Genomic DNA, 24,252 nt, shown 5'->3' with positions numbered 1-24,252 from the left:
GAAGAAAACATTACTAATTCGGAGGTAAGCAAGGTGATAAAAAACAAAAACTTAATAGCGGTCATACAGACTTATCAATTCACAAAAGACCCACAATTATTTAATCAAGTTTTTGAACACTTTCAATATCTAATCAAAGGGATTGCTTCGAAATATACTAGCAATTGTCGTCTTCTTTTTGATGACATGGTTAGCGTCCTCAATGAGAGATTATGGTTTTGTATCGATAACTTCGACTCATCGAGAAGCACTGATATTGAAGGGCATCTGAAGGTTCAATTATTTAGATGCGCCATAGATTTCACAAGAGGGAAACAAATGACTTACGTTAATAGAAGAATACCAGTCGATACAACTTCGGAGGAAAATGCGGCAACATTTGAATCCGACGAACGTACTTGTGAGCAAATAAAAACGGACCGCAATATGAAACGACTTATCAAGGCCCTCACAGAAAACACCGACACACTAACGACTGAAATCATTAATGATTATCTTGCAAACGAACGTCCTACATACGCGTCAATTGGAAAGAGAGTAGGCGTCCATTACAAAAAAGTCGAACGTGTCATTAAAGGATTAGCAAAAAACTACGACGCATCGAAATACGGCGATCTGAGCGACTATCTAGCTGTATGAGGGTAATGGGACTGGAGGCGAGGAAGTGGACGAAAGAAAGGCGTATCTACTAACGTTAGCGATGGAATCCGGCGCAATGCCGTATATACTTCACGAATCGGATAGAATAGCGGGAATCGTACCCGATCAGACATCGTTTGAACAACGTACCTTACTATCGATAGGTTACTGGTTAGATCGGTATAGGGAAAACGGGCGCGACAAAAGGGCGCTGATCCAGCGAATCATCAAACGCGAAAGTATCAAGTATATGAAAGAAACACGAAAAAGGGTCGTCATCGCAATAGACGATTCATGGGAGCCTCAAGACGTTTTAGCGGACGTCGAAGGCGCGATTCTCTTAAAAGAAAAGACCGCCCTGTTAGCGCAAGGCGATCTTCGTAAAGAAATGATATTAAAGAACTGGTCGCGGGGATGCACGAATATAACCGAAATCGCCATGCTGTTAGCGCAGCAATTAGGCGGCAATATCGAGGCACATCGTAAATTCATCCGCCGATTCCGGCTGTACTGCCAGCGGGTACTGGCATCCTAACCAACAAAACCGCGAGGGCTTCGTCATGTTTATGATAACCGTTTTCAATACGGTTAACAAGCGAACAAAGTGCGAACACCCTCGTATGCAAATACGGGAGGGCAACAAATGAACGAAATTATATCAGACTTCGCAATGTACGGAAGTTTTGTCGGGAGCATAGCCACAGTAATAATCGGGGGTATGTATTGGTCAATCGTAAAGGAAGAGCGAGGCAGTTCGAATGATTGACGTACTTGTTATCGAATATCGCGAAACCAAAAACGAACTTGTATTTAATGAGATATATCGGGAACTTATCGACAAACAAAGAAAAAAATTTTCCACAATCGCGCGATCTATCAATTCAAATGAAGCAGACGTGATTGCTCTATACGAAGACATATTGATGAAGTGCGTTGAAAAGTGGGACGGCGTCCGCCCGTTTGAACACTTGTATAAATTCAGTATGAAAAGAGCGCGCGCGAATGTCTACAGGAATCAATCGGTTCGCCGCAATAAAGAATCTATTGTTGATCCGCAGGACGTAGGAGCGAATAGGACCGCAGGCGCAACGACCGAAGAAGCCTACATTGAAACTGATACGATGCGAGTTTTTAAAGGCATGATTGACGACGAAATCAGCTTAAAGGTAGTTGAAACGTTTTTACAGCTCGACAAGCCGTCATACACGGAAATAAGCAGGCTAACAGGCGTAAATAGATGGAGTGTAACACGCATTCTCAAAAGACTAGATACAACAAAAAATCGCGAGCTTCTACTCGCATAAAATTCGGAGGGATAACCGTGAAAACAATTTACAACGTAACTAAGAAAACTATCGCAGAGGCAAACCGCATTTTTGGACTATCGAAAGAGAACGCAGCTAACGAACTAATCGGACGCGCACACCAAGCCGTCAAAGTATATACGTTTGATTCGACGAACGGATCTGAAGCAGTTTACGACCACTACCCGACTAATACGCGTCTTATCGTCGCAACAAATGGCGCAATCATCGGCGTTTACGAGATCGGAAAGCTACCTGGGAGCAACCGCAGCGCGTGCGAATTAGTTAGATCGACCATTCTTCGCGGCCTCAAAGAGGAATACGATCGTCTATACAGTCAGTGGATGGCCGTCGAAGTAACTTTCGCACAAACGAGTCTTGAAATCGCTATGACTAAACGAGCGCAGATCGGCGAAAAGGACTCCGCGGTGTTGGTTGAATATGCGAAAAAGCTGTTCGACCTTTGTTTCGAGAATAGCAAGCGTCATAAAGAAAGAAACGAATTACACCGCGAACTGGTCGAATTGGAACGCGCCTTCATCCCGTATCTATAAAGCTGTGAAATAGCACGAAATTAGACGTTTTGGGAGCGGTAGAGGCTTAGTATATTCGGAAGTCCTAAACGGCTTGATTTCGTGCGATTTTGTTTATGGCGAAAGCCGTGTATCGTCTACCCGCACACGGCTCGGCGTCACACTAACTAGAACCATCTTTTAACTAGAGCCATTAATAACTAGATAAATAATAGCGCTCAATTAAAACCATTCGCGCAAATAATTACTTTAAAAGATACATCCATCGCGATAAAGGATATTTGCAAAGAGTGAGAGTAAGCGAACGAATTGCTATGGTTTATATTAGTGCAATTTGTTGCGTCGGTAATTAAAATATAGACTTCTGACTAAGATATACCAGCACTTTATAAAATGCCATAAAAACGCGTGGTTCTAAGTGTGCATCGACTTTTGGCAGCGACCCGAAAAACCAAGTATTCGACGGAAAAGCGACCCGAAAAACCAAGTAATTCTAATCAACGGATTCATGATCGATGGTTGCGTAGATATACCCTACGTTTACACCGCATATGCTGTCTTACGTTATAGAAGGACGTAATAGGGTGACTTTCATACGAGTAGTTGGCTATACGTTATAGAAGGACGGGCATATAAACGATGACTAATCGTTATGATTGCGTAGGTATACCCATAAAACATGCGGATATGTATCCTATATAATGAGGACGTAAATGAACGCCTAAGCAACGTTAATTTACTTGTGAAACATACGCTTAGTTATCTATGTCTTATGAGGACGTAAATGAACGAAAATAAATCCGTCTATGGGTATAATACCTACGGATATGTTGTCTTACGTTATAGAGAGACGTAAATGAACGATATGTAAACGTAATAGGGTGACGAAAATAAGTTCATTCTAAAAGGCGTTGATTGGTGTCAAATATGCCCGTATGCTGTACTACGTTATAGGAAAGCCAACCCGGGAATGGGTTCTTTTTTATTTGCTGTAAATGTTCCTAGATAGAACAAAAATGAGAGGATGGTGACTGAATGACGCCGGAATTGGTACGAATTCTAAGATTAACTAATGAACTGACTCAGGCTGAACTAGCGGAAAAAATAGGCTGTTCGGGACGATTGATCGCCTTTATTGAGCGACATGAAAGAAGGCTCACTGAACGACTGGCTAATCGACTTATAGTTGCGTTCAATTTAGACGAAAAGAAAATTCAAGAACTACGAAAGTTAAGGGAGGCGATCGTATTTGACGAATAGAGTTGCAGAGCAGCGCAAATGGATGAGCCTACCGGCAGGCGTCAAAAAGGATATTTTCGGCATTAAAGAAGAAGCCACGATAAAAGACGGCCAAATCTTCAATAAACACGGCAAGGACGTCTCTCACCTCGTAGAAGTAGTTACGAAAACGTCGGATAAACAGGTGCGTAACCTAAAAATCAAAGACGATCTGACTGCACATGAGTCTGAAAACGGTGGTTTTGTTACCGCTTTTTACAATGACGCAGTCACTATGGAAGAAAGTTTTCCGAGGCTCAACCAATCCGACCTAGCGCGCTTAATGCTAATCGGTACATACACCGGCTGGGGCGACGGTCAGCTAAAATATGATAACGGTAAGCCAATTAATAAAAGCGGATTAAACAGTCTAGTAGGAATGAGCGCCGGTAAATTCAGAACCTTCTATAAAAAGTTAGAGGAAGAGCGCATTATTCGTGAAGAAAATGACGTTATTTATATGAATCCTTGCGTTTTCTATCGCGGGGCGCATTCTGACGTCAGACAACTTACGAAAGAAATGCAGCATACAAGAATGTTCCGTACTACAGTAAGGAATCTCTGCAAGGCGTACAACGGGCGCTCAGTAAAACAACTCGCGATAATATATTCCATTTTGCCGTTTGTAAACTTCAAATTCAATATCGTTTCATTCAATCCAAGCGAATCAAATGAGGACTTAGTAAAACCTATTCCATTAGATAAGTTAGCTGCGCTTCTTGGATACAAGGATCCAGGCCAATTTAAAAATACTTTGAACAAAATTAAATATGAAGGTAAGCCAGTTTTTGGGTTCTTTGAAATTAGTGGAGACAGAAGGAAACGAAAAACCGTTGTTAATCCGCGTGTTATATATGCGGGGAAAGGGGATTCACTGGCCGCGATTAAAGCCTTATTTAATTAAATATCACAATAAACCTGATTTATGAGAGGTGAGTTATGAAACATACACTATTTATTGCGAAATTTATGGACGATCGACGTTCCGCGTACTCTTATATGATAACGAACTATGAAGGAATAAAAGCGTCAGGCAGCTTTGTTACATTAGGCAAACGAAACAATCAGAATACCGATTATCGAGCCCTCCAAAGAGCGTTGAAGAGTGTCTCGCAGTTGTTGGGGGTTGTTGACCTGAAAATTATATTCGATCAATCTCTTATACAAATCGCCTATGAAATGGTAGAAGTTGACGAGCCGAAATGTCCGGAAATCACGGAAACAACGGCCCGCACTTTAAGACGATTTAAGTCGTGTGAGTACGCTACGACAGATTTTTCCGACATAAACGCGATACCGGAGGAAGTATACGTTATGGATACCGCTGTTGATCTACTCTCTAAATACAGTTCAATAACGGGAAATATGCGTCTTTTAACAAAGGAATTATTCGGTAATAAGATATTAATATACTAGGAGGACGGACCATGATATTCGAGATGTCGAGAAGCCTCGCCGAGAAGGTTTCTAAATTAGATTCACTAAGCACACAGAAAAAAAAGAGTGAAGAAGAGTTGGCTATGCACGATGAAAAGTTAGGCGAAGAGCTTGAAAAGGCAGAGAGAGAGCTAGAAAAAGCGATTATGAATTTATCAATCGAATCATCACAAGCAAATAGGTCGAAGGAGAGAAAAGCCCGGGAAAAAGTATCCTCATTGCGATTAGAACTATCAGGAAGTAGCGAGCGTCGACAGACTGTTAGTAGAATTCTTCAGAGAGACATACTAAAGATCAAAGAAGAAGTCATGTCTGATCTGTCTGCTGAATTGAAATCTCATAAAAATACATTTGAACAAGGAACTCTTGATCGAATACGCCTGGCAAAGAAAGAGTATTTAGACGCATTAAAAGCCCATCATGAACTGATTGATGTACAGTGCCGTCAGACGTATTTTGATGTCGCGAGGTCTATCGGTGAGACTGCGTCGGCGACGTCAACTGGCTTATTTGATAAATACTATCCCAATATATACGTTAGGGAAACAACCTTTCGACATACCCCAAACGGAAATTCACCGTACGGTATCGGAACCAAAGAAATCCAAGACGCTTTGAGTAAAGGCATTGTACCTAAATCAAACGAAAATAATTAAAAATAGTAGAGGTGTGGAGTTTATGACAAAGATGAACGAACTAGAAACCAATTACACAGAGCTTAATAACATTAGAGATCAAATTCCGAGGGTATTTTTGGAAATTAAGAAAAGATTAGCAGAAAGTGAGGACGCCGTCCTTAGAGACACATCATTATCGCGAGAGGCTCAATCTGAGAAGTTGTCGGAAATTAGAGCGTACCATTTCGATGAGTTAATGAAGGATCTACAGGGTAGGAATGAGCTGTACAATATCACTGCGGATAGAGCTATTTCAGATGCAAACGATATTATTCTGAATGAACCGGACAGACCGAACGATGCGGAAGTAGCTGAATTCGAACGAAGTTTACTCGCGTTAAAAAATAATATGCTACTAGCGAGAAATACTACTACCGCTCTTGAAGACTTAGATAAATTTGTGGATAAAATCACGTCTCCATACTTTGCGAGAAGGGCATCTTCGGAATTTGCGTCATTAGCAGCCTCACTTATGGACAGAGACAATTCTAGTCGCGTAAAACTCAATCACATAAACTCTAAAATAAATGCTTTCGCGGATACAGATGAACAAAAGCGGGCGCGGCAAGTCAAGGAAACAGCTATTCAACTAAAAGAACGCGGTATCTCTTCGGCGTATAGCATGTATTTCGACTCGGTTTCTAAGACCTTCGGACCAAGATTAGCCAACTACATCCACAATCCGGAAGCCTACCAGCCTCAACAAGATTAAATTACGACACAAGCGCCTTCGGGTGTATTTTTTTTGCGTGTTTTTAGGAAGGGGGCGATCATCGTAATAGTTTTCGTTAAAAGTGACGAGGTGTTACTCGTAGATTCCGAGACCGGCGAAATCATGTATCGAGAAACAGAAGGATCGAAAGACATGCGGATTTCCCGCGCTGTTATGACATGTCGTTATGCAGATGAGGGCGGAGAATTGATATATGCGAAGGGGTGATCGGATGTACTGCATTTCAAAAGTAAACGAATTTTACGGCGATTATGGCGCCGCAGAGTCTTATTATGTTCGCGAAACAGCAAACGGCATGCTAACCGATCTTTTTAAGGACGGTGCTGCGCATATTAACCTAGACACTGACCGCGGCGCCTTCGCAGTTACAAATAACAACGGCGAAATTTACGTTAGTTCTACTAATTGTGAACGCGATTTACTTGCGCTGCTTAAAAACGCGGTGTCTAGCGCTCACCTTTTAGGTGCTGACGAAGTGTACGTCTTGCCGGAAATGAAAAACGCTGAAGATATGATCGGAAAATTAAATAATCATACTGAATAGACTTCGCGGGCGCCTTATGGGCGTCCTTTTTATTTATATGAAGAAAGGGTGTAAGTAAATGAGTGAATCAAAACTAACCGTCACTGACCAAGAAGCCGAAGCAACCGGCAGAGCGGTCGGTGTTTTTTTATGGGCTGTTAATGAAGCGATTAAAGGAAATTTCGAGCTCAGCGAGGAGCAGGCTATCGCAATAAATAATGCTCTAGACGAGTTAAATAAGTTCGATCAAAAGGGTCTCGAAATATTATTCGAAGGGGCAACGAAAGCTAGAGGCGATGAATCATGAGTGCGGTTTCAGTAGGTGAAATCGTAGCGCGTTTAGAACTCGATTCTTCTCAGTTTTCTTCGAGTGTCTCGCAGGCGCAGGCGCAGATGCAGCAGATGGGCAATACGGCTAATTCGTTAAGCTCGCAAATGGGCCTCGTACAAAAAGCGGCCTTAGCGGTCGGCGGCGCAGTCGTGGTCGGCATCGGGGCATCTGCGAAAGCTGCGGCAAACTTCGAACAACAAATGAGCGCTGTCAAAGCGGTATCGGGTGCGACGGCCAGCGAGATGAAGACGTTGACTGACCTCGCAATCAAGTTAGGAGAATCGACGTCATTTAGTGCGACCGAAACGGCGCAGGCGACCGAGGAACTAGTAAAGGCCGGCGTAACGACGAAGGACATCATAAACGGAGGCTTAGCGGGCGCGCTCGACTTAGCGGCGGCAGGCAACTTAAACCTTGCGGATGCGGCCGAGATTGCCAGTACGGCACTAAATGCGTTCAAGGCCGACAGCTTATCGGTGTCAAAAGCGGCCGACATTCTCGCAGGCGCAGCAAACGCATCGGCGACGGACGTAGGCGAAATGAAGTTCGGGCTGGCTCAGGTATCTGCGGTCGCGTCCGGAATCGGAATGTCGTTTAAAGACACGGCGACGGCGCTTGCGGTATTTGCACAGAACGGAATCAAGGGCTCAGACGCCGGTACGTCGCTTAAAACGATGCTATCGCGATTAGAACCACAGACGAAGCAGCAACGCGAAGAAATGATGGAACTCGGTATCATAACGTCAGACGGAACGAATAAGTTCTTCGACCAAGCCGGCTCACTGAAAGACTTGGCGACTATATCCGGCATTCTACAGAACGCATTTAAAGGGCTAACGGATCAGCAGCGGCAGTCATCGCTACAAACACTATTTGGCTCGGATGCGGTGCGAGCTGGTACCGTCTTTTATAAAGAAGGCGCAAAAGGCGTTGAGGATATGGCGGCGGCCATGTCGAAAGTAACTGCGGCTGAAGTATCTAAAGTAAAGCTCGACAACTTCCTCGGATCAGTCGAAGAACTTAGCGGAGCAGTCGAAACGCTCGGCATTAAGCTCGGAAACGAGTTTTTACCGCACCTACGTAAAATAGTCGATATTGGAGCCGATTTAGTGCGGGCATTCAGTTCGATAAATCCTAGCGTCGTAGCGACTGGCTTCGCAATGGCCGGTACGTCTGCGGCTATCGCTTTAACGGCTTCATCCGCGATCAAACTCGGCTTCGCGTTGCGTGGATTATTCGCGGCGATGGGGCCGGCGGGCTGGATCATAACGGGTCTTTCGATACTTGGTGGCTTAATGGTCGGCGTTTCTGCGGGCTACAAAGCGATGAATACCGTCAGTCTCGAAGCAGCAAACGCGAAACAAAAGGAAGTCGACGGGATCAATAAGACGATCAAAGAGTACGACGGCTTGCAGGCGAAAATGAAGCTTACCAACGACGAGCTACTACGCTACTTAGACAACAAGGACGCGCTGGCTAACGAGAAGGATTCGGCGGCGATTAAAAAGCTAAACGCAGAGCAAGACGGCTTACGTAAAAGTTCGGGGCTTACGAATGAGGAGTTCGACCGGTTCTTACAACTGAACGATCAGATCATCAAGAAGTCTCCGGAAACAGAGGCGGCTTTCTCGGCGCAAGGTAATGCGATCGCTAAGAATACCGAGGCGATGAAGGCGTATAGTAAGGAGAAATACGAAGAGCTAAGCATAGAACTAGAGAAACAAGCAACAATCGCGGAACGAAACGAGGATCAAAACTTAGCGAAGGTGAAGCAGTTACAAACCGATATAAATAAACTAAAACGCGAAAGAAACGACTTAGAAGATGGCCTATCTAAACAAAAAAGCCTCATTCTTCAAAAAGAAATGGCACTTAAGAGCGCAGAGAAAGAGGGAAACGCCGGAAAAATCTCGATGGCGCAGCATGAGTTGGATCTTGAAAAGTTCAATCTGAAGAAGAAGCAAGACCAATACGCTGAAATTTTGAAGCAGGTTCAGGCGAAGAACAAAAGTCTCGGAGAAACGCAAAAGGAACTCGGAAAATTAGATCAGGTAAAGCAAAAGCAGGTCGCATTAGCGCTTCAGCAAGTCGGTCTCAACGCCAAGAAAGGTCAGGGCGTCGCCGTTCTTGATAAAGAGATTATGAAATTGAAAGACGCACGCGCTAACCTCATAAATAACACAACTGAAGCAGATAAAAAGACGGCTGAATATCGAGAATCACTCGCAGCCATCGAAAAAGAACTATCGCAGTTAGATCAGACGAAGAATAAAGTTATCGATATCACTAGCCAAGCGGAGAAAATGAATAACGCATTAGGCAAAGACTTGAGTAAATACATCACGATATTTACTAACGATGTCACACGTAAAACGGAACGAGCTGTCAGCCGTGGGCGAGGAAACGAAGGAACCTACCACGTCGGGGGCATCGTCGGAAAACCGGCCGGCAAGCTTCACTCAGGTGGAATGGCATCGAAGTTCGGAAATCCTATGAGTCGCGAAGTCGATATTCGTGCGCTACGAAATGAAATGGTCTTGACTGAAGCGCAACAATCGAATTTATTCCGCCTCATCGATGCGGGTCACACAGCGCGAATAACTTCGGCAACAGGCGGGTACAGCCCGCAAATGCACTCGGACCTATTAGCGATCAAAAATGCGATCGAAGCGAGCAAAGGCGCGGCTGTCATCATGGATTCGGAAGTGATCGGAAGACTGGTCGAACCGCACGTTAGTAGACGGCAGATGGACGAAATAGATCGAAGTAGTTACTAAAAAACGATGGCCATTGCGACTAATATTGCGTGGCCGTTTACATATTTACGTTGATGCCGATATAAAGAACGTCGTATAATAAATTCATACATAGAAGGGGGATAATTCCATGATTAAGGTGTTTCCGAAAGTCCTATTCGTTCTTGCGTGGGTATTGCTGGCGGTAGGTATATTAACGAATATAGAAAGTACGATGCATTATAACGCGACTCAGTACGTAGCGGAGGGCGAAATAGCCAAGCCGATCCGATTAATGGAGATCGTTAGAGACATAACTTCGCCTATATTTAATTCATCGGTACTTATCGCGATTTCGTACATACTTCAGTTAATGATAGATCGTAAGACAAACGAATAGATTGATGCGCCTCGTCCTTAATTGGGCGGGGTCCTTTTTTTATGCCGTAAAATAGTTACGATGGAAAAGACCGCTTGTCATATTCGCGGCGATCGTTTAATATAAGAGATAACACAATGGTAAATATCCGATAAACTTAACGGGTGTTTTCCGATAAAGCGGACGTAAAATAGTTTAATAACGTATAAATAATGCGAAAAGCTTCGCCTCTATATCGGACGACTACGGGACCAATTCTGAATTTATCGCAATGGTGGCTGATCGTCTGCGCCTAGAGCATAGGGCAAGCTAGTTCATTTTCATAAAAAAACGTTTCTTCAAAGAGGCGTTTTTTTATTTTGAAAAATATTGTAAAAAATTGGTTGTATTGATACAATCATCTTATTGTCTCATTTGGACAACTCAGCTTGATTTATTTTCAGAATAAAATGAAAAATAAAGCATGAAAGAAATGGGTATGACATAAATTAGTGGTAATCAGCTACGCCAATCAATTGTTTGGTCTTCAAAATAGAAGAAGGAAACGCTCATTCGTAAGAAAAAGGATGAGAGGAAAAGGTCTGATGGATTTGGTAAATAAAGCAAATGAGATCGAAAGTTCTATTTCTATTGACCTGATTGGTTGGCGTTTTAAAGTCACTGGCTTCTTAGAGATTGTGCCATTTGAACTGAATATTCCCATTGTCTAATTTAATAATTTTCACATTCTTTTACTATGCTATAATAATGAAAAGAAGAGGGTGAGGTTATGGGAAAGCTGAAAATCCACTCTGCTGAGGTAGCGAACGAAATTAGCAAGTGGACGAGGGTCATTTCTCAAAATGACCTAGAAAAATCTGCTATCTATAAAGAGAAAATTCAGAATTTGCTAAAAAATACAGATGAAGACCGCGAAGTTCTCCTTTATTATCAGCTTGTTAATGGCCGACATGAAATGTTACTTGGAAATATTGAAAAAGCCAATCACATTATGAAGAGTGTCGGAACGCTTGATGAGAAAGTAGATGACATTATTAATTTTTATTTTTACTTTTACAAAGGCCAATATGCCGCATATGTGAAAAAGTATGATGAAGCCATCAGCTTTTACAAAATTGCAGAACAACGCCTAAAACGTGTGAATGAGGACCTTGAAGTAGGAACTTTTCATCATAAGGTTGCTTCAATCTATTACGAACTGAAACAAAACTTCATATCCATTAATCATATCAAAAAAGCCATCGATACGTTCAAAGCGCATGAAGAGTATACAGCGCAGGCGATTGACAGCTTGATTTTACATGCAAGTAATTGTATCGATTTGATCCAATTTGACGAAGCGGAGGAAAAATACCAAGAAGCACTTGAGAAAAGTAAACGCATTAACAATGAAGTGCTGATTGGGAAATGCTATCACAATTTAGCCGTTCTTTATTATGCGAAGCATGATTACGAAAAAAGCGCACAATATGCCAAAAAAGGGATGGGCATTCAAATGCACCGTGACAATAGCCATTATTACATCCAATCTTTATATGTTCTAGCAAATGCCTTGGTTCATCTAGGAAATCAAGAGGCGAAGGAATATATTAAAGAGGGCATTCAGTATAGTTGCGATATCCAAAATAATGAATATATAGTAAAATTTGAAATTTTAGATTTAATGTGCGAAAATAGTGGAGCAGCAGACGTATTCTCTGAAAAATTAGACTACATAGAAAAAAATAGATTATATGTGGAGCTTGAGGATTTGTCTGAACAAATATCGAAATACTTCAAGGAACGAAATGACTATCAAAATGCCATTCGTTTTCTTGAAAAGAAATTCGATGCACAAATACTTCAAAAGAAAGTGGAGGTTATCTTATGAAAAAATTGTTGTTAGGTTTAACCGTCGTTACAGCAGTCGCAGTTGTTTCTTCCCTTTTTGCTCTTGACGCCGAGACGACAGAGCAAGCCATCAGAGCGATTACGTGATCGAATTTATACAGAACCTCTTCGTACTAATCAGAAGAGGTTTTTTTATGTGCTCAAACTGGAAAAATGAAAAGAGACACGTCATAATGAAAGGAAGCATCATACTTAGAGGTGACATATGACGAAAATTTTTGCACACAGAGGTTTTAAAGGAATCTACCCTGAAAATACCATGATAGCCTTTGAGCATGCACTCCATTCTGGAGCTGACGGAATTGAGCTGGATGTTCAGCTGACGAAAGATGGCAGGCTTGCTGTCATTCACGATGAGAAGCTGAACAGAACAACGAATATGAAAGGCTTAGTGAAAGACTATACATATGAAGAGTTAAAAGCAGGAGATGCGAGTCATTCTTTTTATGAAGAAACCGGTGCTGTATCTATTCCTCTTTTGGAGGAAGTATTGGAGCTCGTGACGCAGCAATCATCACTCATCATCAATATTGAACTGAAAAACTCCATTTATCGATATCCTGGTATTGAAGAGAAAGTAAAGGAGCAAATTGAACACTTTCAAATAGAAGATCGTGTACTTGTCTCATCGTTTCATCACGGCAGTTTAGCTCTTTTTCACAAGCTGATGCCCCATGTTGAGCTTGCTGTTCTCACAATGGATGTCATTCATCAGCCAGAGATGTACATAAAAACAGTACCTGCAAGAGGTTATCATCCGAATATAAAGGGCGCAGGGGTAACAAAAGAAGTTGTATCGGCTCTCCATGCCGCCCAGCAAGTCATCAGGCCATTTACAGTAAACAGTGAAAAACAAATGAAAAACATGTTTTCCTTAGGTGTCGATGGAATTTTCACTGATTTCCCTGATAGAGCCGTCAAAATAAGAGAAGAAATGAAATAAAGACCTGCGATCAATAGCGGGTCTTTTTTCATGTTTATCTCTGTTTAAAGCGGGTGGTTACTTTATTTCGTTTGCGGTCTCGATATAAAATAAAGCCAGCGACTACGTAAAGACCTCCCCCTAAAAAAACCAACCCTGCAATTCCTTGCAGCCATAAAAATGGAAATGGTGCAATGATGATACCGAAAACAGTGTCACGCAGCAGCTTAATCCCAAGTGCAGCAAGCGCGCCAGGTATTAAAATAATCACTAATGCAAGTATTCTCCCCATCAAATGTCCCCTTAAACGTCATTTACTTCCATTGTCTAATTCAAAAAATATTTTGTCAAGAAAGGAAAACGTGGTAATATAAGAGTTGTGCAATTTTTTGCAACGGAAAAATATGGTGTGCAAATTTTTTCATATAAAGGGGTAACGGGATGCAGAGAGTCTTGATTGTCGGTGCAGGACAGGGTGGATCAGCATTGCTTGAAACACTGCTGAAAACAAATATGATTCAAATCGTTGCAATCGCCGACCTTAATCTTGGGGCACCGGGGATGGTAGAAGCGAAAAAGAATGGAATTGATACGACAACGGATTGGAAAGAATACATAAAAGATGACATTGATATCATCATTGAAACAACGGGCAGTTCAGCTGTGCTTAAAGAACTGATAGAAGAAAAAACAGAGCAGTCTGTCATTGTTCCAAGTTCGATGGCATACGTCATATCAGAATTAATGTCAGAAAAGCAGCAGCTCATTCAAATATTAAAAGAACAAACCTATAAACATGACCGCATTTTTAATGCAACGAACGATGGCATGATTTTTATTAATATGGATGAAGAAGTCGTTCTGTTTAATCGATCGGCTGCCAAAATGGTTGGACGTTCGCAAAAAGATGCGATTGGCCGGCACATACGTGAAGTGATCCCGAATACAAAACTCCCCGATATTTTAAGGTCGAGGGAGCCAGAATTTCATCAAAAACAATTTCTGAATCAGCAAATACAAATTGTCACAACGCGTTTGCCGATTATTGATGACGCAGGAAGAATGCTAGGCGCTCTATCCATTTTTAAAGATATTACAGATGCAGTGGAGCTTGCAGAAGAAGTCACAAACCTCAAAGAAGTGCGCACGATGCTTGAGGCTATCATTCAATCATCAGATGAAGCGATATCCGTCGTAGATGAGCAGGGGAAAGGAATTTTAATTAACAGAGCTTATACGAAAATGACGGGATTAACAGACAAAGAGGTTGTGGGCAAGCCTGCGGGTGCGGATATTTCTGAAGGGGAAAGCATGCATTTGAAGGTGCTTGAAACAAGAAGGCCGGTTCGAGGCGTCAGAATGAAAGTCGGACCTAATAAGAAGGATGTGATCGTCAACGTAGCGCCAGTGATCGTTGATGGTATTTTAAAAGGCAGTGTCGGCGTCATTCATGACGTATCAGAAATTCAATCACTCACGAATGAATTAAATAAAGCAAGACAGCTCATCCGGACACTTGAGGCAAAGTACACTTTTGAAGACATTATTGGAGAAAGTGAGCAAATGCTTGTGGCGCTTGAGCAGGCAAAGCTAGGGGCTAAAACACCAGCCACTATTTTACTCAGGGGGGAATCAGGTACTGGGAAAGAGCTATTTGCGCACGCTATACACAATGAAAGTGACCGGAAATATAATCGCTTCGTAAGAGTCAACTGTGCGGCCTTATCAGAATCCCTCTTAGAGTCAGAGCTTTTTGGCTACGAGGAAGGCGCATTTTCTGGTGCAAGGCGCGGCGGGAAGAAAGGGCTGTTTGAAGAGGCGAATCACGGCAGTATCTTTTTAGATGAAATTGGTGAAATGACGCCAAGTACACAAGCGAAATTATTACGCGTGATGCAGGAGAAAGAAATTGTTAGAGTAGGCGGAACAAAAGCGATACCTGTTGACGTGCGTGTGATTACCGCAACAAATGTCAATATTGAAAAAGCGATGGCGGAAGGAAAGTTCAGAGAGGACTTATATTATCGGATGAACAGATATCCGATTTCGATTCCGCCACTAAGGCAGCGACTTGAAGATATTGATTCCTTGAGCAAACGCCTTATTCAGAAAATTAATTTAGACTATGGTCGAAATGTGAGCGGCTTAACGGAAGGTGCGCTCGATAGACTTCGATCCTACAGCTGGCCTGGGAACGTAAGAGAACTGGAAAATGTCCTTGGACGAGCCATGATCTTTTTGAATCCGCAAGAAGAATGGATCGATGAAGATCATATTTCCTTCATGGAATCAGAAGAGCAGGAAGAAAAAGAGCAGCAGGAACTGGCTGTCAGTCAATTTGAGGGAGAAACACTTTCGGATGCTGTTGAAGCGTTTGAAGCGCAGCTGATTAAACAAACCCTTGAAAAGCATCAATTCAACCGCACGAAAACAGCGAAAACGTTAGGGATTAGCATTCGAAATCTTTACTATAAAATGGATAAATATCAACTTGCAAAAGATAGCATGCAATAAAATGCACGTTACCTGCAAAAAGTTGCATATATTTCATGTGAAATGCCTTATTTCGCTGCGTTTCAAGCTGGCATAGAACTTGCATATGAAAACCATGAACCCGAGCATAAGGAAAGGTGGGCATATATGAAGCTTGACGATCTGATTATGAAAGCCGCCCAGCTGCAGAATAAAACTGCTGCTGTGGCTCATGCAGAAGACGAAGAAGTGCTTCATGCCATCAAGATGGCAATTGAACGAAAGGTCGCTCGCTTCCTGCTGGTTGGAAACAAACGCAACCTGAAGGAGCTGGTGAAACACCATGAGATCAATGAAGACTGGATAGATATTATTCATTCGGATTCTCCTGAAGAATCAGCCAAAATTGCTGTGCAGGCAGTGAGTGAGAAGCATGCAGATATATTGATGAAGGGGCATGTCACGACAGCCGTTCTTTTAAAAGCGGTGCTAAATAAAGAGTACGGGTTGCGGACGGCAAGTGTACTATCACATGTCGCGGCATTCGAAGTGCCGGGATTTGATCGTTTTATTTATGTCACGGATTCTGCGATGAACATCGCGCCCGATTTAAACATGTTCAAAGAGATTACGATCAATGCTGTTCAAGTAGCGCAAGCTGTCGGCAACGACATGCCAAAGGTGGCCGTGTTATCTGCGGTAGAGGTCGTGAACCCGGCAATGGATTCCACTTTGACAGCGGCAAGCTTGGCGCAAATGAATAGGCGAGGTCAAATTTCTGGATGCCTCATTGACGGGCCACTTGCTTTAGACAATGCCATTTCTCAAACAGCAGCTTCTCATAAAAATATTACGAGTGATGTCGCCGGTCATGCAGATATTTTGCTTGTACCAACAATTGAAGCAGGGAACATTCTTTATAAATCTCTCATCTACTTTGCACATGCAAAGGTGGGAGCTGTGGTGGCAGGAGCGAAGGCACCGATTGCTTTAACAAGCCGGTCGGATACAGCTGAAAGTAAGCTTTATTCAATTGCACTTGCCATCTGTACATCAAATTAAGCGAAAGTCATAGGAGGAATAAACAATGGAACTTTTTAAATATATGGAACGATACGATTATGAGCAGCTTGTATTTTGTCAGGATGAACAATCTGGCTTAAAAGCGATTATTGCCATTCATGATACAACACTTGGCCCAGCACTAGGCGGGACAAGAATGTGGACGTATGAAAACGAAGAAGCAGCAATCGAAGATGCACTTCGTCTAGCAAGAGGGATGACTTATAAAAACGCAGCAGCAGGCCTGAATCTTGGCGGCGGGAAAACAGTCATCATCGGTGACCCGAGAAAAGATAAAAATGAAGAAATGTTCCGTGCGTTTGGCCGCTACATACAAGGATTAAATGGCCGCTATATCACAGCGGAGGATGTCGGTACAACGGTAGAAGATATGGATCTGATTCATGAAGAAACAGACTTTGTGACAGGTATTTCTCCTGCATTTGGTTCATCCGGAAACCCGTCTCCTGTTACGGCTTACGGTGTATATAAAGGGATGAAAGCCGCTGCCAAAGCTGCATTTGGTACCGATTCACTAGAAGGGAAAACGATTGCTGTCCAAGGTGTTGGGAATGTGGCCTACAATTTGTGTAAACATCTGAACGAAGAAGGCGCACAGCTGATTGTCACAGATATCAACAAAGACTCTGTAAAACGAGCTGTAGAAGACTTTGGCGCAAAAGCTGTAGACCCTGACGATATTTATGATCAAGCATGTGATATTTATGCCCCTTGTGCACTTGGTGCAACGATTAATGATGTAACGATTCCTAAGCTGAAAGCAAAGGTTATCGCAGGTGCAGCGAATAACCAGCTGAGAGAAACGCATCACGGCGATCTGATTCATGAAATGGGCATTGTGTATGCACCTGATTATGTAATCAATGCAGGCGGCGTGATTAACGTTGCTGATGAGCTTTATGGCTATAATGCAGATCGTGCGATGAAAAAGGTAGAAGGTATTTACCAAAACATTGAACGCGTGATTGAAATTTCAAACCGTGATGCCATTCCAACTTATAAAGCGGCAGACCGATTGGCGGAGGAGCGAATTGAAAGAATGCGCAAATCAAGAAGTCAATTCCTGCAAAATGGCCAACATATTTTAAGTCGTCGCTAATTTGAAGAATGAGTTGAAACGGAGGTTTTGTTTTTGCTGACAAAAGAATGGCGTATTCTCACAATTAATCCTGGCTCTACTTCAACAAAAATCGGTGTGTTTCACAATGAACGATCTATTTTTGAAACGACACTCAGACATACAGATGAGGAATTAAAGCAATTCCCTCATATCATTGATCAGTTTTCATTTCGTCAAGAAACAATCCTGAAGACGCTGCATGAACAAGGAATGAACATCTCAAAGTTTGATGCAGTTTGTGCGCGCGGCGGTCTTCTTCGTCCGATTGAAGGTGGCACATATGAAGTCAATGAGCAAATGGTGCAAGACCTGAAAGAAGGATATGCTGGCCAGCATGCATCAAATCTCGGCGGTATCATTGCACGAGAAATTGCACTTGGTTTGAACATCCCAGCTTTTATTGTCGATCCAGTTGTAGTGGATGAGCTAAAACCAATTGCTCGTATTTCAGGGCTGCCAACGATTGAAAGAAAAAGCATCTTCCATGCATTAAACCAAAAAGCAGTCGCAAGAAAAACAGCTGCATCTTTTGGGAAGCGCTACGAAGATTTGAACATGATTATTACACATATGGGCGGCGGCATCACCATTGGTGTCCATGAAAAAGGTAAAGTCATTGATGTCAATAACGGACTGCATGGCGAAGGACCTTTCAGCCCAGAGCGAGCGGGGACCTTGCCAACAGGTGACCTCGTCAATCTTTGCTTTTCTGGTGAGTACAGCCAAGAGGAAATGCTGAAACGCATTATTGGTGAGGGTGGTCTTGCGGGCTACCTTGGTACGACAGATGCTGTGAAAGTTGAGCGCATGATTGAAGCAGGCGATGAACGGGCGGCGCTGATTTATGAAGCGATGTGCTATCAAATTGCCAAGGAAATCGGTGCGGCTAGTGCTGTCTTAAAAGGCGCAGTTGACGTCATTGTGTTAACAGGCGGACTAGCGTACAGCAAACAAATTACATCAAGTATTAGAGGTCACATTGACTGGATTTCAGATGTTGTCGTGTATCCAGGTGAAAATGAACTGCAATCCTTAGCAGAAGGTGCACTTCGTATTTTAAAAGAAGAAGAATCTCCGAAAGAATACCCAAATGATCAACGGATGAAGAAAGGAGTGACAAGTCATGGCAACTGAATATGACCTCGTCATTCTTGGTGGAGGCACAGGCGGCTACGTAGCGGCCATCCGTGCCTCACAGCTTGGATTGAAAACAGCAGTTGTAGAAAAAGAAAAGCTTGGCGGTACTTGTCTCCATAAAGGATGCATTCCGTCTAAAGCGCTGCTTAGAAGTGCTGAAGTCTATCAAACCGTCAAACGTGCTGCTGATTTTGGCGTTGAGGCAAACGGCATCGCCTTGCAGTTTGCCAATGTGCAGAAAAGAAAAGCAGAGATTGTAGAGAAACTAGCAGGCGGCGTCAAACATTTAATGAAACAAGGGAAAATTGATGTTTATGAAGGGATCGGCCGTATTCTTGGTCCATCTATCTTTTCGCCAATGCCAGGAACCATCTCCGTAGAAATGGCAAATGGAGATGAAAATGAGATGCTCATTCCAAAGCAGGTCATCGTTGCGACAGGTTCAAGACCGCGTGTGCTGCCTGGACTTGAAGCAGATGGGACGCATATTCTAACATCAGATGATGCACTAGAACTGCCAGAGCTTCCGCAGTCGATGCTCATTGTCGGCGGCGGGGTAATCGGAATCGAGTGGGCTTCCATGCTCAATGATTTTGGTGTGAAGGTGACAGTGATTGAATTTGCAGACCGAATATTGCCAACAGAGGATCATGACATTTCCAAAGAAATGGAAAAGTTTTTATCTAAAAAAGGCATCACCTTTGTGACAAATGCGAAAGTACTGCCAGATACCGTCAAAAAGCAGGAGAATCTCGTGACGATTCAAGCAGAAAAGGATGGAGACATTCAGACGTTTGAAGCGGAAAAACTTCTTCTATCAGTCGGCAGAGTACCAAATATTGAAGGCATTGGTCTTGAAAACACGGACATCCAAACAGAAAAACAAGGCATTGTTGTGAATGAACATTATCAAACGAAAGAATCGCATATTTATGCAATAGGAGATGTCATTGGCGGGCTTCAGCTGGCACATGTGGCTTCACAGGAAGGCATGATTGCTGTGGAGCATATGGCTGGGAAAGATCCGAAGCCGCTCGATGAAACGCTCGTATCTAAATGTGTTTATTCTCACCCAGAAACCGCTAGTGTTGGACTCACTGAACAGGCGGCAAAAGAGCAAGGCTTCGAAGTCAAAATGGGGAAATTTCCATTTATGGCGATCGGAAAAGCACTTGTGTACGGGGAGTCAGATGGATTCGTCAAAATCATTGCTGATCAAAAGACAGATGATATTTTAGGGATTCATATGATTGGTCCTCATGTCACAGATATGATATCTGAAGCTGGATTAGCCAAAGTACTTGATGCAACGCCGTGGGAAGTCGGGCAAACAATTCACCCGCACCCAACCTTATCAGAGGCGATTGGCGAGGCTGCCCTTGCTGTTGACGGGAAAGCGATCCATTTTTAATCAAGGAGGGAAATAAGATGAGTAACATGCGTCATCATGAATTAGGATTATCAGATGAACAAGCAATTGATATATACAGAACAATGCTTCTAGCAAGAAAAATTGATGAACGGATGTGGCTTTTAAACCGTTCTGGTAAAATTCCATTCGTCATTTCTTGTCAAGGGCAGGAAGCGCAGCAAGTCGGTGCTGCTTTCGCTCTCAATAGAGAAGAGGATTACGTCTTGCCTTACTACCGTGATATGGGGGTTGTCCTCGCATTTGGGATGACAGCAAAAGATTTAATGATGTCAGGTTTCGCAAAACAAGACGATCCAAGCTCAGGCGGAAGACAGATGCCAGGGCATTTTGGACAGAAATCAAATCGAATTGTGACAGGATCTTCACCTGTTACAACGCAGGTTCCTCATGCAGTTGGCATCGCACTTGCTGGACGTCTAGATCAGAAAAACTTTGTCAGCTTTGTCACGTTCGGTGAGGGCTCTTCAAACCAAGGTGATTTCCACGAAGGCGCTAACTTTGCTGCTGTGCATAAGCTGCCTGTTATTTTCATGTGTGAAAACAATAAGTACGCGATTTCCGTACCGTATGACAAACAAGTAGCATGTGAACGCATTTCAGATCGTGCGATTGGATACGGAATGCCTGGCGTAACCGTTGATGGCAATGATCCGCTTGAAGTATATGCTGCTGTCAAAGAAGCGAGAGACCGTGCAGCAAAAGGCGAAGGACCAACGTTGATTGAAACGATCTCTTACCGTTTAACTGCGCATTCAAGTGATGACGATGATTCAAGCTATCGAGAAAAAGAAGAAGTGCTCGAAGCGAGAAAGAAAGATCCGCTCATCCAATATGAAACGTATTTAACCGAAGGAAACATCATGACTTCAGAAATGAAAGAAGAGATGACAAAAGAAATCATGCAAATCGTAAACGAAGCCACTGATGAAGCGGAAAACGCTGCTTATGCTGATGCTGAAAGCGCACTTCGTTACGTGTATGCGGAGTAAGGGGGAAGAAAAATGCCTGTTATGTCATATATAGACGCCATTACACTGGCGATGAAAGAAGAAATGGAGCGAGATCCGAAAGTGTTTGTGCTCGGAGAGGATGTCGGGAAAAAGGGCGGCGTATTTAAAGCGACAGCGGGTCTTTATGAGCAATTCGGAGAAGCGCGCGTCATGGATACACCTCTTGCAGAATCAGCCATTGCTGGTGTAGGGATTGGAGCAGCGATGTATGGAATGCGCCCAATTGCTGAGATGCAATTTGCGGATTTTATCATGCCTGCTATTAACCAAATCATTTCAGAGGCTGCGAAAATTAGATACCGCTCAAATAACGATTGGAGCTGTCCAATGGTCATCCGCGCACCTTATGGGGGCGGAGTTCACGGGGCGCTTTATCATTCACAATCAGTTGAAGCGATTTTTGCCAACCAGCCTGGTTTGAAGATTGTCATGCCTTCTACGCCTTATGATGTAAAAGGTCTTTTAAAAGCTGCGGTGCGTGATCCAGATCCTGTATTGTTCTTTGAACACAAACGTGCCTACCGTCTGATTAAAGGAGAAGTACCTGAAGAGGATTACACACTTCCTATTGGAAAAGCAGATGTGAAACGTGAAGGCGATGATATCACGGTCATTACATATGGCCTCTGCGTCCATTTTGCATTGCAAGCAGCAGACCGCCTTGCGAAAGACGGCATTTCTGCGCATATTCTCGATTTGAGAACAGTGTACCCGCTTGATCAGGAATCCATTATTGAAGCGGCATCAAAAACAGGCAAAGTGCTTCTTCTAACGGAAGATACAAAAGAAGGCAGCATCATGAGTGAGGTAGCGGCGATCATATCAGAGCATTGCTTATTTGATTTAGACGCACCAATCAAACGTCTAGCCGGACCAGAAATTCCGGCAATGCCTTATGCACCGACGATGGAAAAATTCTTCATGGTCAACCCAGATAAGGTAGAAGCTGAAATGAGAGAGCTAGCGGCGTTTTAAGAAAGAGGAGGGTTTCAAGTGGCAATTGAACAAATGAAAATGCCTCAGTTAGGTGAAAGTGTAACAGAAGGAACCATCAGCAAATGGCTCGTTTCACCTGGCGATCATGTGAATAAATACGATCCAATTGCGGAAGTCATGACGGATAAAGTGAACGCAGAAGTCCCGTCATCTTTTACAGGAACGATAACAAAGCTATCAGCTGAAGAAGGCGATACACTGCAAGTAGGAGAAGTGTTCTGTGAAATTGAAGTAGAAGGCAGCTCGCAGCAAAGTGCGAAAGAAGAAGCCGCACCTGAGCAAAGTGAAGCACCTGAAGCAGATCAAACAAAAGAGAATCAAAGTCAAAAGAAACGCTACTCTCCAGCAGTCCTTCGTTTAGCAGATGAGCACAGCATTGATTTAGCGGCAGTGCAAGGAACGGGAGCAGGCGGACGAATCACAAGAAAAGATTTACTTCAGCTCATTGAAAAGGGCGGCATGCAAGGGAAGACAGCACCTGTCACTGAACAGGCGGTCAAGCCAGAGCCTGTGCAGCCATCAAAATCAAAAGCGGCGCCTTCCATCTCTACAATGCCTGGTGATGTTGAACTGCCAGTCACGCCAATCAGGCAGGCGATTGCGGCAAATATGCTGAGAAGCAAACATGAAATTCCGCATGCATGGACGATGATGGAAGTTGATGTGACAAACCTTGTGACTAGAAGAAATCAGCTCAAGGACCAATTTAAAGCAAAAGAAGGCTTTAATTTGACATTCTTTGCGTTCTTTGTCAAAGCAGTGGCTCAGGGCTTAAAGGAATTCCCAGAAATGAACAGCATGTGGGCTGGAGATAAAATTGTGCAAAAGAAAGCGATCAATGTCTCGATTGCTGTTGCGACTGATGACGCTCTTTTTGTTCCAGTCATTAAGGATGCAGATGAAAAAACGATTAAAGGCATCGCCAAGGAAATTCATGAGCTTGCTTCCAAGGTGAGACAAGGTACGCTGAAGCAAAGTGACATGGAAGGTGGCACCTTTACTGTAAACAACACGGGATCATTTGGTTCTGTACAATCTATGGGAATCATTAATTATCCGCAAGCGGCGATTTTACAAGTAGAATCGATCGTGAAGCGTCCAATGATTGTAAATGGTATGATTGCAGCAAGAGACATGGTCAACCTTTGTCTCTCATTAGATCACAGAGTTCTTGATGGTCTTGTATGCGGCAGATTCCTTCAACGGATTAAACAAATCCTTGAAGGCATTGACGAGCAGACATCAGTTTACTAAAACAAGAATGTCCCCCTCCCGCTAAGGAGAGGGGGATTTCCACATGATGAGAAAGGAGCGATGGTATGTCTGGACTAGACTTTTTTGCGTTTTTAACGATTGGACTCATGTTTATCACAGCAATTGCGTTCGCTTTTCTTCGATATATTTCTAAATCACGCAACCATCCTGAAAGATTACTACTGATCATATCAATCGTTTCAATTATTCAAGTTTTGTATTGCTTGCTGATTGTCGGTGGATTTAAAGGAGCAGCGAATAGCCTCTTAGGAATTTCTCTTCTTGCCGGGACGCTGCTTGGCTATGCGCTTGAATATTTATACAGACGCTATATCAAAAAAACGCCCGAAAAAGAATAATCTCGGGC

The 24,252-nt window shown here is 43.1% G+C and carries 25 protein-coding genes and 1 pseudogene; 25 read left to right on the top strand and 1 reads right to left on the bottom strand.

What is annotated here, in order from left to right; all coding sequences use genetic code 11:
* Positions 1–33: 33 nt before the first annotated feature.
* The 16 genes and pseudogenes from MHI33_RS22085 to MHI33_RS13420 all read left to right on the top strand — a co-directional run.
* A pseudogene (locus tag MHI33_RS22085) lies at positions 34–303 on the top strand (sigma factor); the annotation flags it as partial.
* A gap of 15 nt (positions 304–318) precedes the next feature.
* Positions 319–639 (top strand): hypothetical protein, encoded by a 321-nt coding sequence (locus tag MHI33_RS13490; protein WP_268507904.1) that lies wholly within the window; start codon positions 319–321, stop codon positions 637–639.
* Between the two features lie 25 nt (positions 640–664).
* Positions 665–1,174, top strand: coding sequence for a hypothetical protein (locus MHI33_RS13485; protein ID WP_268507902.1), 510 nt, complete (start codon positions 665–667; stop codon positions 1,172–1,174).
* A gap of 108 nt (positions 1,175–1,282) precedes the next feature.
* Entirely contained in the window at positions 1,283–1,405 is a 123-nt protein-coding gene (locus tag MHI33_RS13480; RefSeq protein WP_340911941.1) for a hypothetical protein, read from the top strand.
* Positions 1,398–1,943 (top strand): hypothetical protein, encoded by a 546-nt coding sequence (locus tag MHI33_RS13475; protein ID WP_340911938.1) that lies wholly within the window; start codon positions 1,398–1,400, stop codon positions 1,941–1,943. The genes MHI33_RS13480 and MHI33_RS13475 overlap by 8 nt, the downstream gene beginning before the upstream one ends.
* Before the next feature lie 17 nt (positions 1,944–1,960).
* Positions 1,961–2,497 (top strand): hypothetical protein, encoded by a 537-nt coding sequence (locus MHI33_RS13470; RefSeq protein WP_340911936.1) that lies wholly within the window; start codon positions 1,961–1,963, stop codon positions 2,495–2,497.
* A gap of 1,014 nt (positions 2,498–3,511) precedes the next feature.
* Positions 3,512–3,736: a helix-turn-helix transcriptional regulator gene (locus MHI33_RS13465; RefSeq protein WP_340911933.1), complete on the top strand. Its 225-nt coding sequence runs from the start codon at positions 3,512–3,514 to the stop codon at positions 3,734–3,736.
* Positions 3,726–4,658, top strand: coding sequence for a hypothetical protein (locus MHI33_RS13460; protein WP_340911932.1), 933 nt, complete (start codon positions 3,726–3,728; stop codon positions 4,656–4,658). Before MHI33_RS13465 ends, MHI33_RS13460 begins: the two co-directional genes overlap by 11 nt.
* A gap of 523 nt (positions 4,659–5,181) precedes the next feature.
* Positions 5,182–5,847 carry a hypothetical protein gene (locus tag MHI33_RS13455; protein WP_340911928.1) on the top strand — a complete coding sequence of 222 codons (666 nt, stop codon included), beginning with the start codon at positions 5,182–5,184 and terminating at the stop codon, positions 5,845–5,847.
* A gap of 22 nt (positions 5,848–5,869) precedes the next feature.
* Positions 5,870–6,580 carry a hypothetical protein gene (locus MHI33_RS13450; protein WP_340911925.1) on the top strand — a complete coding sequence of 237 codons (711 nt, stop codon included), beginning with the start codon at positions 5,870–5,872 and terminating at the stop codon, positions 6,578–6,580.
* 232 nt (positions 6,581–6,812) lie between these two features.
* Entirely contained in the window at positions 6,813–7,145 is a 333-nt protein-coding gene (locus MHI33_RS13445; RefSeq protein WP_268382897.1) for a hypothetical protein, read from the top strand.
* Positions 7,146–7,203: 58 nt separating this feature from the next.
* Positions 7,204–7,431 carry a hypothetical protein gene (locus MHI33_RS13440; RefSeq protein WP_268382895.1) on the top strand — a complete coding sequence of 76 codons (228 nt, stop codon included), beginning with the start codon at positions 7,204–7,206 and terminating at the stop codon, positions 7,429–7,431.
* A complete protein-coding gene (locus MHI33_RS13435) occupies positions 7,428–10,232 on the top strand; it encodes a phage tail tape measure protein (protein ID WP_340911921.1) in 2,805 nt (934 codons plus the stop codon). The genes MHI33_RS13440 and MHI33_RS13435 overlap by 4 nt, the downstream gene beginning before the upstream one ends.
* Positions 10,233–11,153: 921 nt before the next feature.
* Positions 11,154–11,279 (top strand): hypothetical protein, encoded by a 126-nt coding sequence (locus MHI33_RS13430; RefSeq protein WP_260406885.1) that lies wholly within the window; start codon positions 11,154–11,156, stop codon positions 11,277–11,279.
* 59 nt (positions 11,280–11,338) lie between these two features.
* Entirely contained in the window at positions 11,339–12,439 is a 1,101-nt protein-coding gene (locus MHI33_RS13425; RefSeq protein WP_044141003.1) for a Rap family tetratricopeptide repeat protein, read from the top strand.
* 225 nt (positions 12,440–12,664) lie between these two features.
* The gene (locus MHI33_RS13420; protein WP_044141004.1) at positions 12,665–13,402 is read left to right on the top strand and encodes a glycerophosphodiester phosphodiesterase; all 738 of its coding nucleotides are present in this window, start codon (positions 12,665–12,667) and stop codon (positions 13,400–13,402) included.
* A 34-nt stretch (positions 13,403–13,436) separates the two neighbouring features.
* Here the strand turns inward: MHI33_RS13420 and MHI33_RS13415 are convergent, their stop codons facing one another.
* Positions 13,437–13,673 carry a DUF2627 domain-containing protein gene (locus MHI33_RS13415; protein WP_003215815.1) on the bottom strand — a complete coding sequence of 79 codons (237 nt, stop codon included), beginning with the start codon at positions 13,671–13,673 and terminating at the stop codon, positions 13,437–13,439.
* Positions 13,674–13,822: 149 nt separating this feature from the next.
* Between MHI33_RS13415 and MHI33_RS13410 the strand changes: the two genes are divergently transcribed.
* The 9 genes from MHI33_RS13410 to MHI33_RS13370 all read left to right on the top strand — a co-directional run bounded on the left by MHI33_RS13410 (position 13,823) and on the right by MHI33_RS13370 (position 24,244).
* Positions 13,823–15,895, top strand: coding sequence for a sigma-54-dependent Fis family transcriptional regulator (locus MHI33_RS13410; RefSeq protein ID WP_340911912.1), 2,073 nt, complete (start codon positions 13,823–13,825; stop codon positions 15,893–15,895).
* Positions 15,896–15,937: 42 nt separating this feature from the next.
* Positions 15,938–16,915, top strand: coding sequence for a phosphate butyryltransferase (gene yqiS, locus MHI33_RS13405; RefSeq protein ID WP_223252839.1), 978 nt, complete (start codon positions 15,938–15,940; stop codon positions 16,913–16,915).
* Between the two features lie 25 nt (positions 16,916–16,940).
* Positions 16,941–18,035, top strand: a complete 1,095-nt coding sequence (bcd, locus tag MHI33_RS13400) for a branched-chain amino acid dehydrogenase (protein WP_044141009.1) — start codon at positions 16,941–16,943, stop codon at positions 18,033–18,035.
* Positions 18,036–18,068: 33 nt separating this feature from the next.
* Positions 18,069–19,190, top strand: a complete 1,122-nt coding sequence (gene buk, locus MHI33_RS13395; RefSeq protein WP_044141010.1) for a butyrate kinase — start codon at positions 18,069–18,071, stop codon at positions 19,188–19,190.
* Positions 19,180–20,604 carry a dihydrolipoyl dehydrogenase gene (gene lpdA / locus MHI33_RS13390; protein ID WP_340911906.1) on the top strand — a complete coding sequence of 475 codons (1,425 nt, stop codon included), beginning with the start codon at positions 19,180–19,182 and terminating at the stop codon, positions 20,602–20,604. The genes buk and lpdA overlap by 11 nt, the downstream gene beginning before the upstream one ends.
* Before the next feature lie 17 nt (positions 20,605–20,621).
* Positions 20,622–21,614 carry a thiamine pyrophosphate-dependent dehydrogenase E1 component subunit alpha gene (locus MHI33_RS13385; protein ID WP_003215622.1) on the top strand — a complete coding sequence of 331 codons (993 nt, stop codon included), beginning with the start codon at positions 20,622–20,624 and terminating at the stop codon, positions 21,612–21,614.
* A gap of 12 nt (positions 21,615–21,626) precedes the next feature.
* On the top strand, positions 21,627–22,610 hold the full coding sequence (locus tag MHI33_RS13380) for an alpha-ketoacid dehydrogenase subunit beta (RefSeq protein WP_065098373.1): 984 nt from the start codon (positions 21,627–21,629) through the stop codon (positions 22,608–22,610).
* An 18-nt stretch (positions 22,611–22,628) separates the two neighbouring features.
* The gene (locus MHI33_RS13375; RefSeq protein WP_113767407.1) at positions 22,629–23,885 is read left to right on the top strand and encodes a dihydrolipoamide acetyltransferase family protein; all 1,257 of its coding nucleotides are present in this window, start codon (positions 22,629–22,631) and stop codon (positions 23,883–23,885) included.
* 65 nt (positions 23,886–23,950) lie between these two features.
* On the top strand, positions 23,951–24,244 hold the full coding sequence (locus MHI33_RS13370; RefSeq protein WP_050943788.1) for a YesK-like family protein: 294 nt from the start codon (positions 23,951–23,953) through the stop codon (positions 24,242–24,244).
* The last annotated feature ends 8 nt before the right edge of the window (positions 24,245–24,252 follow it).

Source organism: Bacillus sp. FSL K6-2971, from assembly GCF_038006405.1.
Lineage (GTDB): Bacteria > Bacillota > Bacilli > Bacillales > Bacillaceae > Bacillus > Bacillus pumilus.
Note: the sequence above shows the minus strand (reverse complement) of the source record. Positions and strands in the feature narration are given on the sequence as shown.